Origin of the sequence: Caballeronia sp. LZ008 (assembly GCF_031451435.1) — a bacterium.
Classification (GTDB): domain Bacteria; phylum Pseudomonadota; class Gammaproteobacteria; order Burkholderiales; family Burkholderiaceae; genus Caballeronia; species Caballeronia zhejiangensis.
On sequence record NZ_JARUXK010000001.1, the window covers coordinates 867,648 to 885,145 of the forward strand.

General features: G+C 65.9%; 14 protein-coding genes. 8 read left to right on the forward strand and 6 right to left on the reverse strand.

Annotated features, from left to right (window positions below; genetic code table 11):
- Positions 1–34: 34 nt before the first annotated feature.
- Both QCE49_RS04125 and QCE49_RS04130 read left to right on the forward strand, forming a co-directional pair.
- Positions 35–598 carry an antimicrobial peptide resistance and lipid A acylation PagP gene (locus QCE49_RS04125; RefSeq protein WP_250456500.1) on the forward strand — a complete coding sequence of 188 codons (564 nt, stop codon included), beginning with the start codon at positions 35–37 and terminating at the stop codon, positions 596–598.
- A gap of 85 nt (positions 599–683) precedes the next feature.
- Positions 684–1,736 carry a transporter gene (locus QCE49_RS04130; protein WP_008350659.1) on the forward strand — a complete coding sequence of 351 codons (1,053 nt, stop codon included), beginning with the start codon at positions 684–686 and terminating at the stop codon, positions 1,734–1,736.
- A 17-nt stretch (positions 1,737–1,753) separates the two neighbouring features.
- On the opposite strand, the gene QCE49_RS04135 is transcribed toward QCE49_RS04130, so the two are convergent.
- Entirely contained in the window at positions 1,754–5,335 is a 3,582-nt protein-coding gene (locus tag QCE49_RS04135; protein WP_250456498.1) for a DNA translocase FtsK, read from the reverse strand.
- 143 nt (positions 5,336–5,478) lie between these two features.
- The gene (locus QCE49_RS04140) at positions 5,479–6,069 is read right to left on the reverse strand and encodes an META domain-containing protein (RefSeq protein ID WP_008350655.1); all 591 of its coding nucleotides are present in this window, start codon (positions 6,067–6,069) and stop codon (positions 5,479–5,481) included.
- A gap of 257 nt (positions 6,070–6,326) precedes the next feature.
- Here QCE49_RS04140 and purT point away from each other — a divergent pair, with 257 nt between their 5' ends.
- Genes purT through QCE49_RS04155 form a run of 3 tightly spaced genes read left to right on the forward strand, consistent with a single transcriptional unit; the run spans position 6,327 to position 8,153 of the window.
- On the forward strand, positions 6,327–7,559 hold the full coding sequence (gene purT, locus QCE49_RS04145) for a formate-dependent phosphoribosylglycinamide formyltransferase (protein WP_008350653.1): 1,233 nt from the start codon (positions 6,327–6,329) through the stop codon (positions 7,557–7,559).
- A gap of 44 nt (positions 7,560–7,603) precedes the next feature.
- On the forward strand, positions 7,604–7,759 hold the full coding sequence (locus QCE49_RS04150; protein ID WP_308196654.1) for a DUF6726 family protein: 156 nt from the start codon (positions 7,604–7,606) through the stop codon (positions 7,757–7,759).
- A gap of 37 nt (positions 7,760–7,796) precedes the next feature.
- Entirely contained in the window at positions 7,797–8,153 is a 357-nt protein-coding gene (locus QCE49_RS04155) for an MliC family protein (RefSeq protein WP_250456496.1), read from the forward strand.
- Between the two features lie 64 nt (positions 8,154–8,217).
- Here QCE49_RS04155 and QCE49_RS04160 read toward each other — a convergent pair whose 3' ends face one another.
- Positions 8,218–8,619 carry a hypothetical protein gene (locus QCE49_RS04160; protein WP_244807849.1) on the reverse strand — a complete coding sequence of 134 codons (402 nt, stop codon included), beginning with the start codon at positions 8,617–8,619 and terminating at the stop codon, positions 8,218–8,220.
- Between QCE49_RS04160 and QCE49_RS04165 the strand changes: the two genes are divergently transcribed.
- Positions 8,618–10,099 carry a DEAD/DEAH box helicase gene (locus QCE49_RS04165; RefSeq protein WP_034471240.1) on the forward strand — a complete coding sequence of 494 codons (1,482 nt, stop codon included), beginning with the start codon at positions 8,618–8,620 and terminating at the stop codon, positions 10,097–10,099. The genes QCE49_RS04160 and QCE49_RS04165 overlap by 2 nt on opposite strands.
- Positions 10,100–10,154: 55 nt before the next feature.
- On the opposite strand, the gene gluQRS is transcribed toward QCE49_RS04165, so the two are convergent.
- Positions 10,155–11,024 carry a tRNA glutamyl-Q(34) synthetase GluQRS gene (gene gluQRS, locus QCE49_RS04170; protein WP_008350646.1) on the reverse strand — a complete coding sequence of 290 codons (870 nt, stop codon included), beginning with the start codon at positions 11,022–11,024 and terminating at the stop codon, positions 10,155–10,157.
- Positions 11,024–11,887: a sulfurtransferase gene (locus tag QCE49_RS04175; RefSeq protein WP_244807851.1), complete on the reverse strand. Its 864-nt coding sequence runs from the start codon at positions 11,885–11,887 to the stop codon at positions 11,024–11,026. Before QCE49_RS04175 ends, gluQRS begins: the two co-directional genes overlap by 1 nt.
- Positions 11,888–12,097: 210 nt before the next feature.
- Between QCE49_RS04175 and dnaE the strand changes: the two genes are divergently transcribed.
- Positions 12,098–15,625, forward strand: coding sequence for a DNA polymerase III subunit alpha (gene dnaE, locus QCE49_RS04180; RefSeq protein WP_409017139.1), 3,528 nt, complete (start codon positions 12,098–12,100; stop codon positions 15,623–15,625).
- A complete protein-coding gene (locus QCE49_RS04185) occupies positions 15,625–16,689 on the forward strand; it encodes a glycosyltransferase family 4 protein (protein WP_250434306.1) in 1,065 nt (354 codons plus the stop codon). Before dnaE ends, QCE49_RS04185 begins: the two co-directional genes overlap by 1 nt.
- Positions 16,690–16,694: 5 nt before the next feature.
- On the opposite strand, the gene QCE49_RS04190 is transcribed toward QCE49_RS04185, so the two are convergent.
- Entirely contained in the window at positions 16,695–17,456 is a 762-nt protein-coding gene (locus QCE49_RS04190; protein ID WP_008350638.1) for a glycosyltransferase family 2 protein, read from the reverse strand.
- Between the last annotated feature and the right edge of the window lie 42 nt (positions 17,457–17,498).

Here is a 17,498-nt window from a genome sequence, read left to right on the forward strand (position 1 = left end):
CGATCGCGGCGATTGAAACGACCGGGCGCGGACGATGAAAACAACACTGGTCAAGGCGGTCACGATTTCGATGCTGTGCGTGTCGTGCGCGGCCCACGCGGACGACAAGGAATGCGATTACAAGCGCGACTGGATGTCGTCGGCGTGCCAGCGCGTGATGCGCGTCGCGCATGAAGGCACCTGGGATCTTTACGTGACGGGCTACGGCTGGCACATCAACGGCTTCGACAATCGCAGCGCACTGAATCCGTGGTCGTGGGGCGGCGGCGCGGGCAAGCACTGGACCGACGCGAACGGTAACGAAGACATCCTGTTCGCATTCGCCTTTTCCGATTCGCATCACAATTTCGAGCCGATCGGCGGCTACGCGCGCCAGTGGTACACGAAGCCGGTGCTCGGCGGATTGCAGGCGGGCGGCGGATTCTTCGTCGGCTTCACGGCGCGCAGCGACATCGCGCATTACCTGCCGTTGCCGCTCGCGCTGCCGATCGGCTCGATCCGCTACCGGAGCACGTCGGTGATGGCGACGATCATCCCGCACATTCCCGGTCTCAACGACGGGAACGTCGCCTTCTTCTGGGGCCGCTACGAGTTCTAGTACGATGCCTTTTTGATACGCCTGTCTTTCGCATCGACTGAAAGGTGTACTGAGGAAATCGAAAGGCAATAGCAGGGAAAGCAACTTGAACACGACTCATACATTCGACGCCCGCGAGCGCCCGGCGAAGCGCAACGAACCGGCGCCGCCGGGATTCATCAGCGCATTCAGCTTCGCGGGCGGCGAGGCGTTGCGGCTGACGTGGGACGAAGCGCGCGCAGCCGTCGCCGGAGATGGCCCGACGTGGCTGCATCTGTCCGCGAACGACGACGCCGTCGAAGGCTGGCTCGAAGGCGTCACGTCGATGCCGGACGTCGCGCGCGAATTCCTGAACGGCGAGGACAAGCGTCCGCGCGTGCATATCGGATCGAACTTCATGTATGGCGTCGTCGCGGACCTGGAGCTCGTCGCGAAGACGCCGGACGCCACCGCGCCCGATGCTCGCGAGGCGAACCGCGCGACCGGCGCGCTGCGCTTTTACGTCGACCGGCATCGCATGATCACGGTGCGCGCGCGGCCGCTGCAATCGACCGACCGGCTGCGTCACGCCGTGCTCGAAGGCGCGATGTTCCGCGATACCGTCGATCTTTTCGCGGGCCTGATCCGCGCGCTGAACGACACTTTCGCGGATCGCATCGACGAAATCGGCGACTGTCTCGACGATGTCGAGGAAAGCGTGCTCGAAGGCGGCCACGCCAGGTGCCGCTCCGTGCTCGGCGACGTGCGTCGGCGGCTCGTGGAAGTGCGGCGCTTCATCGATCCCGAGCGCAATGCGCTCACGCAGCTCGTCTTGCGCAAGCTCGAATGGGCCGAGCCGCGTTCGATGGAAGCGCTCGTGCAGGCGATCCAGGTGCTGAACGGCCTGGGCGGCGGTCTGGAAGGGCTGTACGAACGCGCGAAGCTGTTGCAGGACGAGATCGCCGCGGCGCTTTCGGAGGACATCAACCGCAAGCTGCTGTGGCTCGCGATCATGTCCGCCTTGCTCTTGCCCGCGACGCTCGTGACCGGCATTTTCGGCATGAACGTGGCCGGTTTGCCCGGCACGAAAGATCCGGCGTCGTTCTGGATCGTGGTGGGCGTGATGGCGTGCTGCGCCGCCATCACGATCTTTCTGTTGCGCCGCTTGCGGCTCTGGTAACGCTTCAGGCGCGCCGCTTATTCGGCGGGGCCGGGCGGCGCGAGCACTTCGCGGTTGCCGTTGCTGCCCATCGGCGAGACGAGGCCTGCTGCTTCCATCTGCTCGACGAGCCGCGCCGCGCGGTTATAGCCGATGCGCAATTGCCGCTGCACCGACGAAATCGACGCGCGCCGCGTACGCACGACGAATGCGACAGCTTCGTCGTAGAGCGGATCGGCTTCGGCATCGGACGAATCGCCGAAAAGATCCTGCGTGCCGCCGCCTTCGGGCGTCGGTCCGGACAGAATGCCTTCCTCGTACTCCGGTTCGCCGAACTGCTTCAGATGTTCGACCACGCGATGCACTTCCTCGTCCGCGACGAACGCGCCGTGCACGCGCTGCGGGTAGCCGGTGCCGGGCGGCAGGAACAGCATGTCGCCCGCGCCGAGCAGCGATTCCGCGCCCATCTGGTCGAGAATCGTGCGCGAATCGATCTTGGATGACACCTGAAACGCCACGCGCGTCGGAATATTCGCCTTGATGAGGCCGGTGATGACGTCCACCGATGGCCGCTGCGTCGCGAGAATCAGATGGATGCCGGCCGCGCGCGCCTTTTGCGCGAGACGCGCGATCAGTTGCTCGATCTGCTTGCCCGCGACCATCATCAGATCGGCGAGTTCGTCGATGACCACGACGATGAGCGGCAGCGTCGAGAGCGGCTCGGGCGCATCGGGCGTGAGCGAGAACGGGTTCGTGAGCTTCTTGCCGGCGGCTTCGGTGTTGCGGATTTTCTGGTTGAAGCCCTGCAAATTGCGCACGCCGACCGCCGACATCAGCCGGTAACGCTTTTCCATTTCGCCGACGCACCAGTTGAGCGCGTTCGACGCGAGCTTCATGTCGGTGACGACGGGCGCGAGCAGATGCGGAATGCCTTCGTAGACGGAAAGCTCCAGCATCTTCGGGTCGATCATGATGAGGCGCACGTCCTCGGGCTTCGCCTTGTAGAGCAGCGAGAGGATCATCGCGTTGATCGCGACCGACTTGCCCGAGCCCGTCGTGCCCGCGACCAGCATGTGCGGCGCCTTCGCGAGATCCGTCACGACCGGATTGCCGATGATGTCCTTGCCCATCGCGATCGTCAGATTCGACTTCGAGTTGCGGTACACGTCGTCTTCGAGGATCTCCGAAAGGCGGATCATCTGGCGTTTCGGATTAGGCAGTTCGAGGCCCATGCAGGTCTTGCCGGGAATCGTCTCGACGACGCGAATCGACGTAAGGCCGAGGCCGCGCGACAAATCCTTCATCAAGCCGACGATCTGGCTGCCGCGCACGCCGAGCGCGGGTTCGACCTCGAAGCGCGTGATGACCGGACCCGCCGACGCGCCGACGACCGTGACCGGCACCTTGAATTCCTGAAGGCGCTGCTCGATGAGCAGGCCGGTTTCGTTCAGACGCTCCTCGGAGACTGGCTCGACTTCATCGGATGCGGGTTCGAGCAGATCGAGCGTCGGCAATTCCACCGCCGATGCGTGCGGCGCGTGGAATTCGAATTCCGTCGGCGCGGAACCGCGTACCGGCGGGCGCGGTTCGGGCGCCGGGCTCGGCTGATTCACGACGGGCGCAGCGGCGGGCGCGGCGACCGCTGGCAGCGGCGCGACCGGCGCGGCGGCGATCACCGGAAAGCGCACGATGTTCGAGGGCGTCGCGAACTCGTCGCCCGATGCCTGCTGTTCGGCGACCGGTTGTTCATCTTCGGCGGGCATTTCGTCCGGCTCATCGACCACTCGAAGCAGCGATGGGGGAGGGGGCTCGCCTTGCTCGTCGGCGGGCTCGGGCGCGTCCAGCCAAGGCGGCGTTTGCGCAAGATCGCGCAGGTCCGGCTCGGGCTCGGGCTCGGGTTCTCGCTCCCGGACCACAGGCGCGGGTTCTGCCGTCGTTGCGTCCGGGCGAGGCAGCGGCGGTTCGGACGGCAAATCGATGCGCGCCGGCTCCGGCATCGCAGTTTCTTCCGCTTCCTCTTCGACGGCCTCGATCGCGGGCGGCGTGTCGGGCTCGGAGGCCGCGAATTCGGGAATCGACGGCTCGGGCAGACGCATGTCGAAAAGCGGCGGCGGTTCGACGAGCGCGGGCGCGATGACGTGCGCGTCGATCGACGGCGGATCGATGCGTTCATCGATTTCCTGCACGTCCACGAGCGGCGTCACTTCCGGCGCCGTTTCGACGATGCCTTTCACGGGCGCCGCCAGCTCCGGTACGTCGGCGGCCGGCTGGACTTCGGGCTGCGCGGCGCGCGCCATCGCCACATGCCCGCGCGCGAGACTCGCGCCCGCGAGTGACGTCCACATCGCGGTCTTCTCTTCGATCGAGCGCAGCGCCGCCTGGATGGCTTCGGGCGCGGGCGGCGGCGTCGGCGGTCCGAGCGGCGCGGCAGGACGCGAGAACGCGGGCGCGGCGAGCGGCGAGGGCGCGAACTCGCGCGTCGAAACGGCTGCGGCGGCTGCGGCGGCTGCGGCCGGACGCGCCGGGGGACGCCTGAAGCCCTGCGGGGCTTGCGTCACAGGCGGCCGGCGTGACGCGCCGGGATTCGTGCCGACGGATGTCGACATGCTCGCCACGCCCGTCGATCGCTGCGCGGGCATCGATGTCGCCGGACTGCGCGGGCGATCCACGCGCGGCGCAGGAGGCGGCGTCTGGACGCGCGGCTTGTCGACGGCGACGGATGCGCGCAAGCCCGATCCGGAAGGCTCGAACGCCGACGCCTGACGCGGCGCAAACGGCGCGCGGGCCTCGCGATTCGCCGCCGATGGCGACGAATTCAACCAGCCCGAAGGCGCCATCGGCTCGGTCTGCGTCACGGGAGGAGCGACGCCTGCGGCCTCGAAGGCGGGGCGTTTCGCGTACGCCTCGGCCGTGGCGACGGCGCTCGCGGCGGCCGCCACCGTGCGGCTCGCGCCGCTCTTGCCGGTCGCGGGCGGGCGCCATGCCGTCGGCCGCTGATAACGTGTGCTGCGATGACCGGTCGGCAGACCGAGCGTCGGCTCGTCGGGCAAGGTGCGCGGCGTCGGCGAATCGAAACGCTCGGCGCGATGGGCGCGTTCCTGCGAATCGCGTGCGGTCTTCGCGCGGGCGCGCCGTTCGAACCAGTTCGCCGTCTTGTCACGCGTTTTGTCGCGCGCCTTGTCACGGGTCGTCGACTGTTGCCGCGACTCGCTTTCGCGTTCGCGGGGCGTGAGCCAGCTTTGCGGCAGGCCGAAGCCGAACGCTTCGTCGGCCCATGCGAGCACCGAGCGCCAGCTGAATTCGATCAGCCAGGGCAGAAAGATGGCGAGCACGAGCGCCGCGATCGCGCCCGCGCCGGCCAGATGCGCCGGGCCGCTCAGCGCCGCGGCGAGCGCGAGTCCGATGCGATTGATGTTCGCCTGCGTTTCGAGCGAGTTTGCGAGCGCGCCTTCGAGCGTGCTGCTCGCGATCAGCACGGCGACAAACCCGATCCAGAGGCGGATCGTGCCGGGGCCGCGCACGCCTGCGCCGCCGGGCAGCGCCTGTTTGACGATGCGCCAGAAGAGCGGAAGGAACCAGACGACCGATGCACCGAACCAGCCGAGAACTACCATGTGCATGCTTGAGATTGAATCAATGTTGGGTGAAACAAATGAGACTGCTGCCCGGGCGCAGCGATATCGCCGGTCGGCCGGGCTGTTCGATCGAGCAGTTTAACGGCTGGCGCACGCGCACGACGTTCCTGCCGCGAGTACGCAACACATCACTTCCCACGTGGCGCGAAGGTGAGCACCTGACCGTCGTCGAGCGTCAGTTGCAGCGCTTGCGGCGGATTCATCTGCACGCCGCTCTTCGCGACGTGTGCGAGCGCGTCGAGATACGGCCGCTCGAGCGCCGCGCCCGCGCCGGACACGCACGCCATCCGCGTGCCGGCGAGCGGACCGAACGTGAGCTTGCCGTTCTTCAGCTCGTAGGCGCCCGCAAAGCGGTTGCAGCCCGAGAAGCCGCTCGCCTGACGGCGTCCGTTCGCGGTAGAGAAATCGAGCGTGAGCGGCTGCGCGTTGTTCTCGCCCGCGTGCGGGATGGCGCGCGGCTGGCCGCTGGCATCGGTCCAGCTCGTGAGCGCCCATTGCGTATCGTCGAGCAGTTGCGTGGCGGCAGGATTATAGGGATCGGTGGGCGGGGCGCTTGCATCGGTGTGCTTCGGCATCGCGCAGCCGGCGACGACGCTCGCCGCGACCACGAGCGCGCACGTGCGGGAGACCAGCGCGAGCGCCTTCTTGCGGCGCCACAGCGGATTTGACGATGAGCGCGGCGAGGTAAGCGCGGACGCGCGAGGGAAGTGCGTGGGCATCGATGATCCTGAAGCTGGCGAAAGCGTAAGGGTATCGCACGCGTCCTGTGATTTGTCCAGCGCCGCGATGCAACAAAATGCCTGGCTGCGCTTTCGGGAGCTTGCCATCGATCGGAAACGCGCCGGGAATTCCGACGCGCATTCGCCTGTCAATAGGCCGAACGGCAAAGTGTCGCCGCTGGTGCTGCGTGTTAACATCGCGCCCAATTCAGCCGCTTTGCGCCTCGCTGACCTCACCACCCGATTCTGGAGCACTCATGCAGACCGATCCACGCCGCACCGGCGCCACGCGCCTCGGCACGCCGCTTTCTCCCAATGCCACGCGCGTGATGCTGCTCGGCGCGGGCGAACTCGGCAAGGAAGTGATCATCGCATTGCAGCGGCTGGGCGTCGAAGTGATCGCGGTGGACCGGTACGCGAACGCGCCGGGGCATCAGGTCGCGCATCGCGCGCACGTGATCGACATGACCGACGCCGCCGCGCTGCGCGCGCTCGTCGAGAAGGAGCAGCCGCATCTGATCGTGCCGGAGATCGAGGCGATCGCGACCGAAGCGCTCGCCGATATCGAATCGGCCGGGCTCGCAACCGTCATCCCGACGGCGCGCGCCACGCAGCTCACGATGAATCGCGAAGGTATCCGGCGGCTCGCGGCCGAAGAACTGGGCTTGCCGACTTCGCCGTACGCGTTCGCGCAATCGCTCGACGAGATGAAGGCGGCGATCGCGAAGATCGGCTTTCCGTGCGTCGTGAAGCCGGTGATGTCGTCGTCGGGGAAAGGCCAGTCGGTGCTCAAAAGCGACGCCGACGTCGAACCCGCGTGGAACTACGCGATGGCGGGCGGGCGCGTGAATCACGGGCGCGTGATCGTCGAGGGCTTCATCGACTTCGAATACGAGATCACGCAGCTCACCGTGCGCGCGGCGGACCCCGCGAGCGGCGAGACGCAAACTTACTTCTGCGATCCGATCGGTCACGTTCAGGTCGCGGGCGATTACGTCGAGTCGTGGCAGCCGCAGGCGATGAGTCCGGCCGCGCTCGCCAAATCGCGCGATGTCGCCGCGAAGGTCGTGACCGCGCTCGGCGGGCGCGGACTCTTCGGCGTCGAACTCTTCGTGCGCGGCGACGACGTCTGGTTCTCGGAAGTGAGCCCGCGTCCGCACGACACCGGCCTCGTCACGCTCGCGACGCAACGTTTCTCCGAGTTCGAACTGCACGCGCGCGCGATCCTCGGCTTGCCCGTCGATACCGCTTTGCGCGCGCCCGGCGCGTCGGCCGTGATCTACGGCGGGCTGGATGAAGCGGGCATCGCGTTCGAGGGCGTCGCCGAAGCGCTCGCCGTGCCGGGCGCGGATCTGCGGCTTTTCGGCAAGCCGGAAAGTTTCGTGAAGCGCCGCATGGGCGTCGCGCTTGCAACGGGCGCCGACACCGGCGAAGCGCGCGAACGCGCGAAACTCGCAGCGTCGAAGGTAAGGCCGGTTTCGGCCAGATGACCGGCGCGCGCGCCGGCGGGAGCGAGCAAGTGAAATGGAAACCGATGTCCGCGCTCGTCGTGGTCTGCGTGGCGCTTTCGGGCTGCGGACTTGCGGCGGCGCCGTGCCGGATCGCGTCGGCGGGACTGAAAATCGTGCCGGTGGTCGGGCATGTCGCTGCCGCGCCGACCGACGCATGCGCGGAAGTCATCGACCCTTGAGCGCTGCCTCGCGCACCAAACACAAGTGAATCGAACGATGAAAAAACCGATTGCGATCATGCTCGCGTTGCTCGGCGCCCAGGCGGCGCTCGCCATGCCGCTCACCGTGCCGCAGATCCAGACCGCGTCGACGCAGACCACGCGCTACGACTGCAAGGACGGCAAAAGCGTGTCCGTTCAATACACGAACACGCGCAACCATCAGAGCTTCGCGGCGTTGACCGTCGACGGACGTAAGCTCCTGTTCGTCAACGTGATCGCGGGATCGGGCGCGAAATACGTCGCCGATCAATATACGTGGTGGACCAAGGGCCCGCAGGCGAATCTCTACGATGAGATGGCCGCGAAAGATTCGCCGCCGCTGCTCGCCGATTGCGGGGCGCGCAAGAAATAGGCGCGCCGCTTGCTGTACGCTCCGGGTGCGCTCTCGCGCCGCCGGAGCGCTTCGGCGCGCGGTGCTACAATGTGCGGCTTTCCGGCTGTAAAAATCGCGGCCGGATCGGGTCCAGAATTTCCGGCATCGCCGTTCGATGCCGCTTGAGCGGGCACTGGGCGTCGAGCGCCCGGCCGCTTTGGAAGACAGATCGCGCGATGCCGCGTGCCTTGAAGGCGTCATCGAAGCCGTGTTCCATCGGAACGCCGGCACGCGGATCGAAACAGAGCAATGAGCGGGGCGTGATGCTCGATTGACCGGCCGCCCCGTCCAGCGCGCGCACCTTGCGCTTGACCGACGCGCCGCGTGCACCAACGAAACCATCCGCGTAAGCAACCGATCGCGACGATCGACCGAAACAACCGACCGAGTTTTTTACGCGCGCCGCATCGTGCGGCATTTTAGCGAAAGCCAATATAGTCACCATGTCCGATTCCGTCGCCACGAACACGTCCACCGCACCGGCCGCAGCGCCGACGTTCGACCAGTTCGGTTTGTCCGCCGACATCCTGAAAGCGGTGCGCGAGTCCGGCTACACGACGCCCACGCCGATTCAGGCGCAGGCCATTCCCGTCGTCCTCGCGGGCCGCGACGTCATGGGCGCCGCGCAGACCGGCACCGGCAAGACCGCGAGTTTCTCGCTGCCGATCATCCAGCGGCTCTTGCCGAGCGCGAACACGAGCGCCTCGCCCGCGCGTCATCCGGTGCGCGCGCTGATGCTCACGCCGACGCGCGAGCTCGCTGACCAGGTCGCCGCCAACGTGCAGACGTACTCGAAGCACACGCCGCTGCGCAGCACGGTCGTGTTCGGCGGCGTCGACATGAATCCGCAGTCCGACGCGTTGCGCCGTGGCGTCGAGATCCTGATCGCGACGCCGGGCCGTCTGCTCGATCACGTTCAGCAGAAGACGGTGAATCTCGGTCAGGTTCAGATGCTCGTGCTCGACGAAGCCGATCGCATGCTGGACATGGGCTTTCTGCCCGATCTCCAGCGCATCCTGAATCTGCTGCCGAAGGAACGTCAGACGCTGCTGTTCTCGGCGACGTTCTCGCCGGAAATCAAGAAGCTCGCGTCCACGTATCTGCGCAATCCGCAGACGATCGAAGTCGCGCGCAGCAATTCGACGAATGCGAATGTGCGCCAGATCGTCTACGAAGTGCACGAGAGCGACAAATCCGGCGCGGTCGCGCAGCTCATCCGCGAGCGCGAACTGAAGCAGGTGATCGTTTTCTGCAATAGCAAGATCGGCGCGAGCCGCCTCGCGCGCGTGCTGGAGAAGGACGGCATCGTCGCGACGGCGATCCACGGCGACCGCTCGCAAAGCGAACGCATGCAGGCGCTCGATGCGTTCAAGCGCGGCGAGATCGAGGCGCTCGTCGCCACCGACGTCGCCGCGCGCGGTCTCGATATCGCCGAATTGCCGGCGGTCATCAACTTCGATCTGCCGTTCAACGCGGAAGATTACGTGCACCGCATCGGCCGGACCGGGCGCGCGGGCGCATCGGGCGATGCGCTGTCGCTGTGCAGCGCGAACGAGCGCAAGCAGCTCGCCGACATCGAGAAGCTGATCAAGCGTCCGCTCCAGGTCGAGCCGCTCGAAGTGACGATTCGCGCGCGCCGCGACGCATCGGCGCCGCGTCGTGACGAGCGATTCGGTCGACCGGAGCGCACGGAGCATCGGCATTCGCCGCGCGACGAGTCGGGTCCGCGCCGCCGCACGACGGGCACGCACGATCGCCCGCGCGGCCGTCAGCAGCCCATCGACGAATTTTTCCTAAAGCCGTACGAGCCGTCGCCCTCGGCGATGAAGCGTCAGGAAGAAACGGTCGAGCCCGAGCGCAAGAGCGCGCCGAAGCAGCCGCTCGCGGCGTTGCTCGGCGGTCTGGGCATGCCGCGCAAGTCGTGATTTTCGTTGCGCTTCGAATCGAAAGAGGCAGCCCGCGCGGCTGCCTTTTTTGCGTCTAGCGCGCGAAACGCTTCGCCCATTCCGCCGTTGCGGCGCTGTAGAACGTTTCCAGCGATGCGGCCGGCGCTTCGATGCCCAGATGCCGCGCCGCTTCGACGAGCGCATCGAGCGGCGCGTTGCGATCGAGCGGCGCCGCGCCCGTCTGCTTGCTCAGCTTTTCGCCGATGCCGTTGTTGACCACAGGCACATGCAGGTATTCCGGCGTCGGCACGCCAAGGCACTGCTGCAAGTAGATTTGCCGCGCGGTCGAATCGAGCAGGTCGGCGCCGCGCACGACGTGGGTGATGCCGGCATCGGCATCGTCGACGACGACCGCGAGCTGATAGGCCCACAGTCCATCGGCGCGTTTCAGCGCGAAATCGCCGACTTCGGTCGCGAGATCCTGCGTCTGCGCGCCTTGCCAGCGATCGACGAACCTGACGACTGCCGCGTCGCCGTCCGGCACGCGCAGCCGCCACGCGCGCGCGGGCTTGCCGTGCAGGCCGGTGCGGCACGTTCCCGGATAGGCGAGCGTCGCATGGCGCGCGTGGGCGTTCACCAGCGAGTCGGCGATTTCGCGGCGCGTGCAACCACACGGATAGATGAGACCCGTCGCCTGAAGACGCTCGAACGCGGCGCGATACGCGTCGCCGCGCGCGCTCTGCCAGACGGGCGGCTCGTCCGAGTGCATGCCGAAGTGTTCGAGCGTCGCGAGGATTTCATCGGCGGCGCCGGGAACCGTGCGCGGTGCGTCGACATCTTCGACGCGCACGATCCAGCGTCCGCCGTGCGCGCGCGCATCGAGAAAACTCGCGAGCGCGCTGACGAGCGAGCCCGCATGCAGCGGGCCGGTGGGTGAGGGCGCAAATCGTCCTCGATAAATCATTACGCGGCGGCGCCGACCTTCGCGTCGGGATGGCAAGCCGGGCACGCCTCGCCCGGCTTGTAGAACGGCGACTGCTGATCTTCGACCGACACCACCGCGCGGCAGCCGAAACATTGTGCGGTTGCGGTCGGCTGCAGGTTCGGATCGAGCGCCGTGCGGTAATCGAACACGAAGCACTCGCCGTTGTAGTGCGCGCCGCCGACTTCCTCGAAATACTTCAGAATGCCGCCTTCAAGCTGATAAACATGCTCGATGCCCACTTCCTTCATGTGAATCGCGGCTTTCTCGCAGCGAATCCCGCCGGTGCAGAACGACACGACCGTCTTGCCGTCCAGATCCGCCCGATTCTGCTCGATCACTTCAGGAAACTCGCTGAACTTCGTGATGCGGTAGTCGAGCGCGTTGTCGAACGTGCCGACATCGACCTCGAATGCGTTGCGCGTGTCGAGCATCACGACAGGACGGCCTTCGTCGTCGTGGCCGCGGTCGAGCCAGGCTTTGAGCGTGGGCGCGTCGACGGACGGCGCGCGGCCGAGTTCCGGCCTGATCGCGGGCTTCTTCATCGTGATGATTTCGCGCTTGAGCTTCACCAGCATGCGGCGAAACGGCTGCTTCGCGGAAAGGCTTTCCTTGAATTGCAGATCGGCGAAGCGGCCGCCGAAGAGCGCGTCCGTGCGGATGTAGTCGATGAACTCGCGGACCTCGGCGACCGGCCCAGCGATGAACAGATTGATGCCCTCCGGCGCCAGCAGAATCGTGCCCTTCAGACCGAGCGCGTTGCAGCGTTCGGTGACGAGCGGCCGCCACGCGGGGCCGTCTTCGATGGTGACGAATTTATAGGCGGAGAGATTCAGGATGCTCATGATCGGATGACGCGCAAAACGGCTGTGACGGGTAAAAAGTGCGGGCGAAAATCGCGCGCAAAACACGTATTATCCCGCAAACGGCCCGCATCTTCGCCGGATTCCCGCTGTCGCGTCGCGAAGCCTTGCGCACGCGCAATTCCGGGCGCGGCGCGGGCCTTATCCGTTCGGCTAACGCGCCCTTCGGCGCCGGTTCAGCCGATGGCCCGCATGTACAATACCGCCATGTCAGATCCCCGCTTCGTTCATCTCCGCGTCCACTCCGAATTCTCGATCGCCGACGGCATCGTGCGGCTGGACGACGTCGTCAAGGCTGCCGCAAAAGACGGGCAAGGCGCGCTCGCGCTGACCGATCTCGGCAACGCATTCGGTCTCGTGCGCTTCTATAAGGAAGCGCGCGGCATGGGCGTGAAGCCCATCGCCGGTTGCGACGTCTGGATTACCAATCCCGCCGATCGCGACAAGCCTTCGCGCCTCCTGTTACTCGTTCGCGACAAACAGGGCTACCTCAACCTGTGCGAGCTGTTGAGCCGCGCGTGGCTCACGAACCAGTATCGCGGCCGCGCCGAGGTGATGGTCGAATGGCTCGAAGAAGGGCTCGCAACGGGACTGCTCGCGCTTTCGGGCGCGCAGGGCGGAGATATCGGCATGGCGCTCGCGGCGGGCAACGTGCAATCCGCGCAACGCAACGCCGAGCGCTGGACGAAGCTCTTTCCGAACGCGTTCTACATCGAACTGCAGCGCGCCGGTCAGCCGGGCGAGCAGGCTTACGTGCAGGAAGCGGTCAAGCTCGCGGCGAAGCTGAAGCTGCCGGTCGTCGCGACGCATCCGATGCAGTTCATGACGCCCGACGACTTCACCGCGCACGAAGCGCGCGTGTGCATCTCCGAAGGCGATATTCTCGCGAATCCGCGTCGGCAGAAGCGCTTCACGCAGGACCAGCATTTCCGCACGCAGGACGAGATGTGCGCGCTTTTCGCGGACATTCCGTCGGCGCTCGCGAACACTGTCGAGATCGCGAAGCGCTGCAATCTGACGCTCGAACTCGGCAAGCCGAAGCTGCCGCTGTTCCCGACGCCCGACGGCATGTCGCTCGACGACTACCTCGTGCAGTTGTCGAAGGAAGGCCTCGAAGTCCGTCTGCAACAGCTTTATCCCGATGAAGCCGAACGCAGCGCGCAGCGCGAAACGTACTACGCGCGCCTCGATTTCGAATGCGGCACGATCATCAAGATGGGCTTTCCGGGCTACTTCCTGATCGTCGCCGACTTCATCATGTGGGCGAAGAACAATGGCGTGCCGGTCGGTCCGGGGCGGGGCTCGGGCGCGGGTTCGCTCGTCGCGTACGCGCTCGGCATCACCGATCTCGATCCGCTGCGCTACAACCTGCTGTTCGAGCGCTTCCTGAACCCGGAACGCGTGTCGATGCCCGACTTCGACATCGACTTCTGTCAGGAAGGGCGCGACCGCGTCATTCAGTACGTGAAGGGCAAGTACGGCGCGGATGCCGTGTCGCAGATCGCGACCTTCGGCACGATGGCGGCGAAGGCGGCGGTGCGCGACATCGGCCGCGTGCTCGATCTCGGCTACATGTTCACCGACGGCGTCGCGAAGCTGATTCCGTTCAAGCCGGGCAAGCACGTGACCATCGCGGACGCGATGAAGGAAGAGCCCACGCTTCAGGAACGCTTCGATTCCGAAGACGAAGTGCATCAACTGCTCGAACTCGCGCAGCGCGTTGAAGGGTTGACGCGTAACGTCGGCATGCACGCGGGCGGCGTGCTGATCGCGCCGGGCAAGCTCACGGACTTCTGCCCGCTCTACACGCAAGGCGAAGACGGCGGCGTCGTCAGTCAGTACGACAAGGACGACGTCGAAGCCGTCGGCCTCGTGAAGTTCGACTTTTTGGGCCTCACCACGCTGACGATTCTGGACTGGGCGGAGCGCTATATTCGCCGCCTCGATCCGTCGAAGAAGGACTGGAGCCTCGCGCAGGTTCCGCTCGACGATCCGGCCTCGTTCCAGATATTGAAGAAAGCGAACACCGTCGCCGTGTTCCAGCTGGAAAGCCGCGGCATGCAGGGCATGCTGAAGGACGCGCAGCCGGACCGCTTCGAGGACATCATCGCGTTGGTGGCGTTGTATCGGCCGGGCCCGATGGACCTGATCCCGAGCTTCTGCGCGCGCAAGCACGGGCGCGAGATCGTCGAATATCCGGATCCGCGCGTCGAACCTGTTCTGAAAGAGACCTACGGCATCATGGTCTATCAGGAGCAGGTGATGCAGATGGCGCAGATCATCGGCGGCTACTCGCTCGGCGGCGCGGACTTGCTGCGTCGCGCGATGGGCAAGAAAAAGCCCGAGGAAATGGCCAAGCATCGCGAGATTTTCGCGGAAGGCGCGGCGAAGAACGGCCTCACGCGCGAGAAGGCGGACGAGACCTTCGACCTGATGGAGAAGTTCGCCGGGTACGGCTTCAACAAGTCGCACGCGGCGGCGTATGCGTTGCTCGCGTATCACACGGCGTGGCTGAAGGCGCATCATCCGGCGGAATTCATGGCCGCCAACATGTCGCTCGCCATGGACGACACGGACAAGGTCAAGATCCTGTTCGAAGACTGCCTGGCGAACGGCATGGCGGTTTTGCCGCCCGATATCAACCAGTCGGCGTATCGCTTCGAACCGGTCGCGGAAGCCGATGGCAAGCGCTCGAAAACCGTTCGCTACGGCCTGGGTGCGGTGAAAGGCAGCGGCCAGAACGCAATCGAAGAGATTCTGCGTGCGCGCGAAGACGGCCCGTTCGTCGATCTGTTCGACTTCTGCGAGCGCATCGACCGTCGTGTCGTGAATCGGCGCACGGTGGAAGCGCTGATCCGCGCGGGCGCGTTCGATTCGATTCACGCGAATCGCGCGCAATTGCTCGCCTCCGTCCCGATGGCGATGGAAGCCGCCGATCAGGCCGCCGCCAACGCAATGCAAGCCGGCCTCTTCGACATGGGCGACGCGCCGCTCGCGAAGCACGAGTACGTCGACGAAGCCGAGTGGTCCGACAAGAAGCGTCTGCAGGAAGAAAAGACCGCGCTCGGCTTCTATCTGTCGGGCCATCTGTTCGATGCCTACAAGGGTGAAGTGCGCCGCTTCGTGCGCCAGAAGATCGGCGAGCTAAAGGAAGGGCGCGACAAGCTCATCGCGGGCGTGATCTCCGCCATGCGCACGCAGATGACCCAGCGCGGCAAGATGCTGATCGTGAATCTCGACGATGGCAGCGGCCAATGCGAAGTCACCGTCTTCAACGAGCAGTTCGAAGCGAACAAGGCGCTCTTCAAGGAAGACGAGCTGCTCGTCGTGCAGGGCATGGCGCGCAACGACGCGTTCACGGGCGGCATCCGTTTCACCGTCGATACGGCGATGGACCTCGAACGCGCGCGCAGCCGCTACGCGCAGTCGGTCAAGGTCGAGATGAACGGCAACGCCGATGCCTTGCGCCTGCGCCGCGTGCTCGAAGCGCATGCGGCGGGCGCGCAGGAAGCGCCGCCGCCCATGCCCGTGAAGGAGAACGGCCGCCAGCGTCAAAGCGCGCCGATTCCGAACGGCCTGAACGTGAGCATCGTCTATCGCAGCGAGCATGCCGAAGGCGAAGTGCGCCTCGGCGACGCGTGGCGCGTGAAGCCGACCGACGATCTCATCACGGCGCTGCGCGGCGAATTCGCGGGCAGCGCGATCGAAATCGTCTACTGATGCGGATCGGCATTTCGGCGAATGCGCTCAAGCATTCCGGCGGACTCGAACGCTACGCGATGGATCTCGTGCGCGGCCTCGCCGCCGCGGGCTTCGAAGGCAAGCGCAAGCCCGCGTTTTTCGCCCGCAAGATCGACACGTCGCTGCCCGAAAGCCGATTGATCGAGCCGCATCGCATCAAGGTGTCGTTTCTGCCGGGCAAGCTGCGCGACGCGTATTTCTCGTGGGCGCTCAAGCGTGCGCGCAAGAAGGCGAAGGTCGACGTGCTCATCGGCTGCAATCGCGTGGAAGGTTCCGAGATCGCCATTTGCGGCGGCACCCATCTCGGCTTCCTGCGCGCGACCGGGCGGCGCGAGAAACCCTCGGACACGCGGCAGATCGCACTGGAGCGGCGTCAATACGCGCACGCGAACGTGGTCGTCGCGCATTCGGACATGATGAGCGACGAGTTGCGCGCGTTGTATGGCGTGGATATCCGCAAGATTCGCGTGCTTTATCCGCCCGTCGACGGCGCGCGATTTTCGCCCGTCGGTGCCGCTGCGCGTGCGCGTCTGCGCGAACAGTTCGGCTTCGAACCGGATGAAACCGTGCTGCTGTTTCCGTCGAGCAGCCACGAGCGCAAGGGCTTGCCGCTGATCGAGAAGGCGCTCGCCGGGATGAACGTCGTGATCGCCGTCGCGGGCCGCGCGCCCGAGAAGCCGGCAGCGAACGTGCGCTATGTCGGCTACGCGAAGAACATCGAAGATGCGTATCGCGCGGCGGATTTCACCATTCTTGCGTCGAGCTACGAGCCATTCGGACTCGTCGGCATCGAATCGGTGATGTCCGGGACGCCGGTGATCTTCCCGGCGTGCATCGGCTGTTGCGACGCCATTGCAGATCACGCGAAGCACGTCTTCAAACCTGGCGACGCCGACGATCTGCGCCGCACGGTGCAGGAGGCGATCGAAGCGCGGCGCGACGCCCCGCGCGCGCTAGCCGGCGCGGTGCGCTATGACGCGAGCGTCGAGTCGCATGTGCGCGCTTTGCTCGATCTCGCGCGTGACATCGATGCGAAGCGCTGAGCCAATCAGCGCGCTTCGTTGAGATGCGCCAGCTTCAGGAACCGGTAGTAGACCGTCTGCGCGTTGAATAGCGCGATCATGAAGCCGGTTTTGCCGTCCAGAAAGCCGCGGCGCAGCACGTAAGTCCGCACGAACGCCCACGCGCCGCGCGACACCGCGATGCCGAAGCTGCCGCGCTTTCCGGCCGCGTGGCGTTGTTGCGCACCCGCCGTCGAGTAGGCGTCGAGCTTGCGCAATACCGCTTCGAAATCCTCGTAGGAGTAGTGCATCAGCTTGCCGGAAAGGCGCACGACGGGCTTGCCGGTCGACAGCACGAGCCGCTCGTGCACGAGATCGGGCGAGAAGCGCGCCGTGCCGCGCCGGAACAGGCGCGGAATCCAGTCGGGATACCAGCCGCTGTGCTTCACCCATGTGCCGCAGAAGCTCGACAGGCGGTCGACCGCGTAGACGTCGGCTTGCGGATCGGTGATCGCGGCGCGGATCGAAGCGGCCAGTTCGGGCGACACGATCTCGTCGGCGTCGATGGACAGCACCCAGTCGGTCGAGAGCGCGTCGAGCGCGCGGTTCTTCTGCGGGCCGAAGCCTGGCCAGTCGCGCGCCACGATCACGCGCGCGCGATGCGCCTCGGCGATGCCCACGGTCGCATCGCTGCTGCCGCCGTCGACGACGACGATTTCATCGGCGAAGGAAACGGCCTGCAGGCATTGCGCGAGCCGCGCGGCCGCGTTGTGGGTGATGATGGCGATGCCGAGGGTTGGAAATGTCATGGTGCCTTTCGAGTGGCGCTAGCGCCTTGTTGTTCTGCCGGG

Coding starts and splice junctions, on each gene's coding strand:
- QCE49_RS04125 (WP_250456500.1), top strand. CDS start 35: ATGAAAACAACACTGGTCAAGGCGGTCACGATTTCGATGCTGTGCGTG.
- QCE49_RS04135 (WP_250456498.1), bottom strand. CDS start 5,335: ATGCACATGGTAGTTCTCGGCTGGTTCGGTGCATCGGTCGTCTGGTTC.
- QCE49_RS04140 (WP_008350655.1), bottom strand. CDS start 6,069: ATGCCCACGCACTTCCCTCGCGCGTCCGCGCTTACCTCGCCGCGCTCA.
- purT (WP_008350653.1), top strand. CDS start 6,327: ATGCAGACCGATCCACGCCGCACCGGCGCCACGCGCCTCGGCACGCCG.
- QCE49_RS04150 (WP_308196654.1), top strand. CDS start 7,604: ATGTCCGCGCTCGTCGTGGTCTGCGTGGCGCTTTCGGGCTGCGGACTT.
- QCE49_RS04155 (WP_250456496.1), top strand. CDS start 7,797: ATGAAAAAACCGATTGCGATCATGCTCGCGTTGCTCGGCGCCCAGGCG.
- QCE49_RS04165 (WP_034471240.1), top strand. CDS start 8,618: ATGTCCGATTCCGTCGCCACGAACACGTCCACCGCACCGGCCGCAGCG.
- QCE49_RS04160 (WP_244807849.1), bottom strand. CDS start 8,619: ATGGTGACTATATTGGCTTTCGCTAAAATGCCGCACGATGCGGCGCGC.
- gluQRS (WP_008350646.1), bottom strand. CDS start 11,024: ATGATTTATCGAGGACGATTTGCGCCCTCACCCACCGGCCCGCTGCAT.
- QCE49_RS04175 (WP_244807851.1), bottom strand. CDS start 11,887: ATGAGCATCCTGAATCTCTCCGCCTATAAATTCGTCACCATCGAAGAC.
- dnaE (WP_409017139.1), top strand. CDS start 12,098: ATGTACAATACCGCCATGTCAGATCCCCGCTTCGTTCATCTCCGCGTC.
- QCE49_RS04185 (WP_250434306.1), top strand. CDS start 15,625: ATGCGGATCGGCATTTCGGCGAATGCGCTCAAGCATTCCGGCGGACTC.
- QCE49_RS04190 (WP_008350638.1), bottom strand. CDS start 17,456: ATGACATTTCCAACCCTCGGCATCGCCATCATCACCCACAACGCGGCC.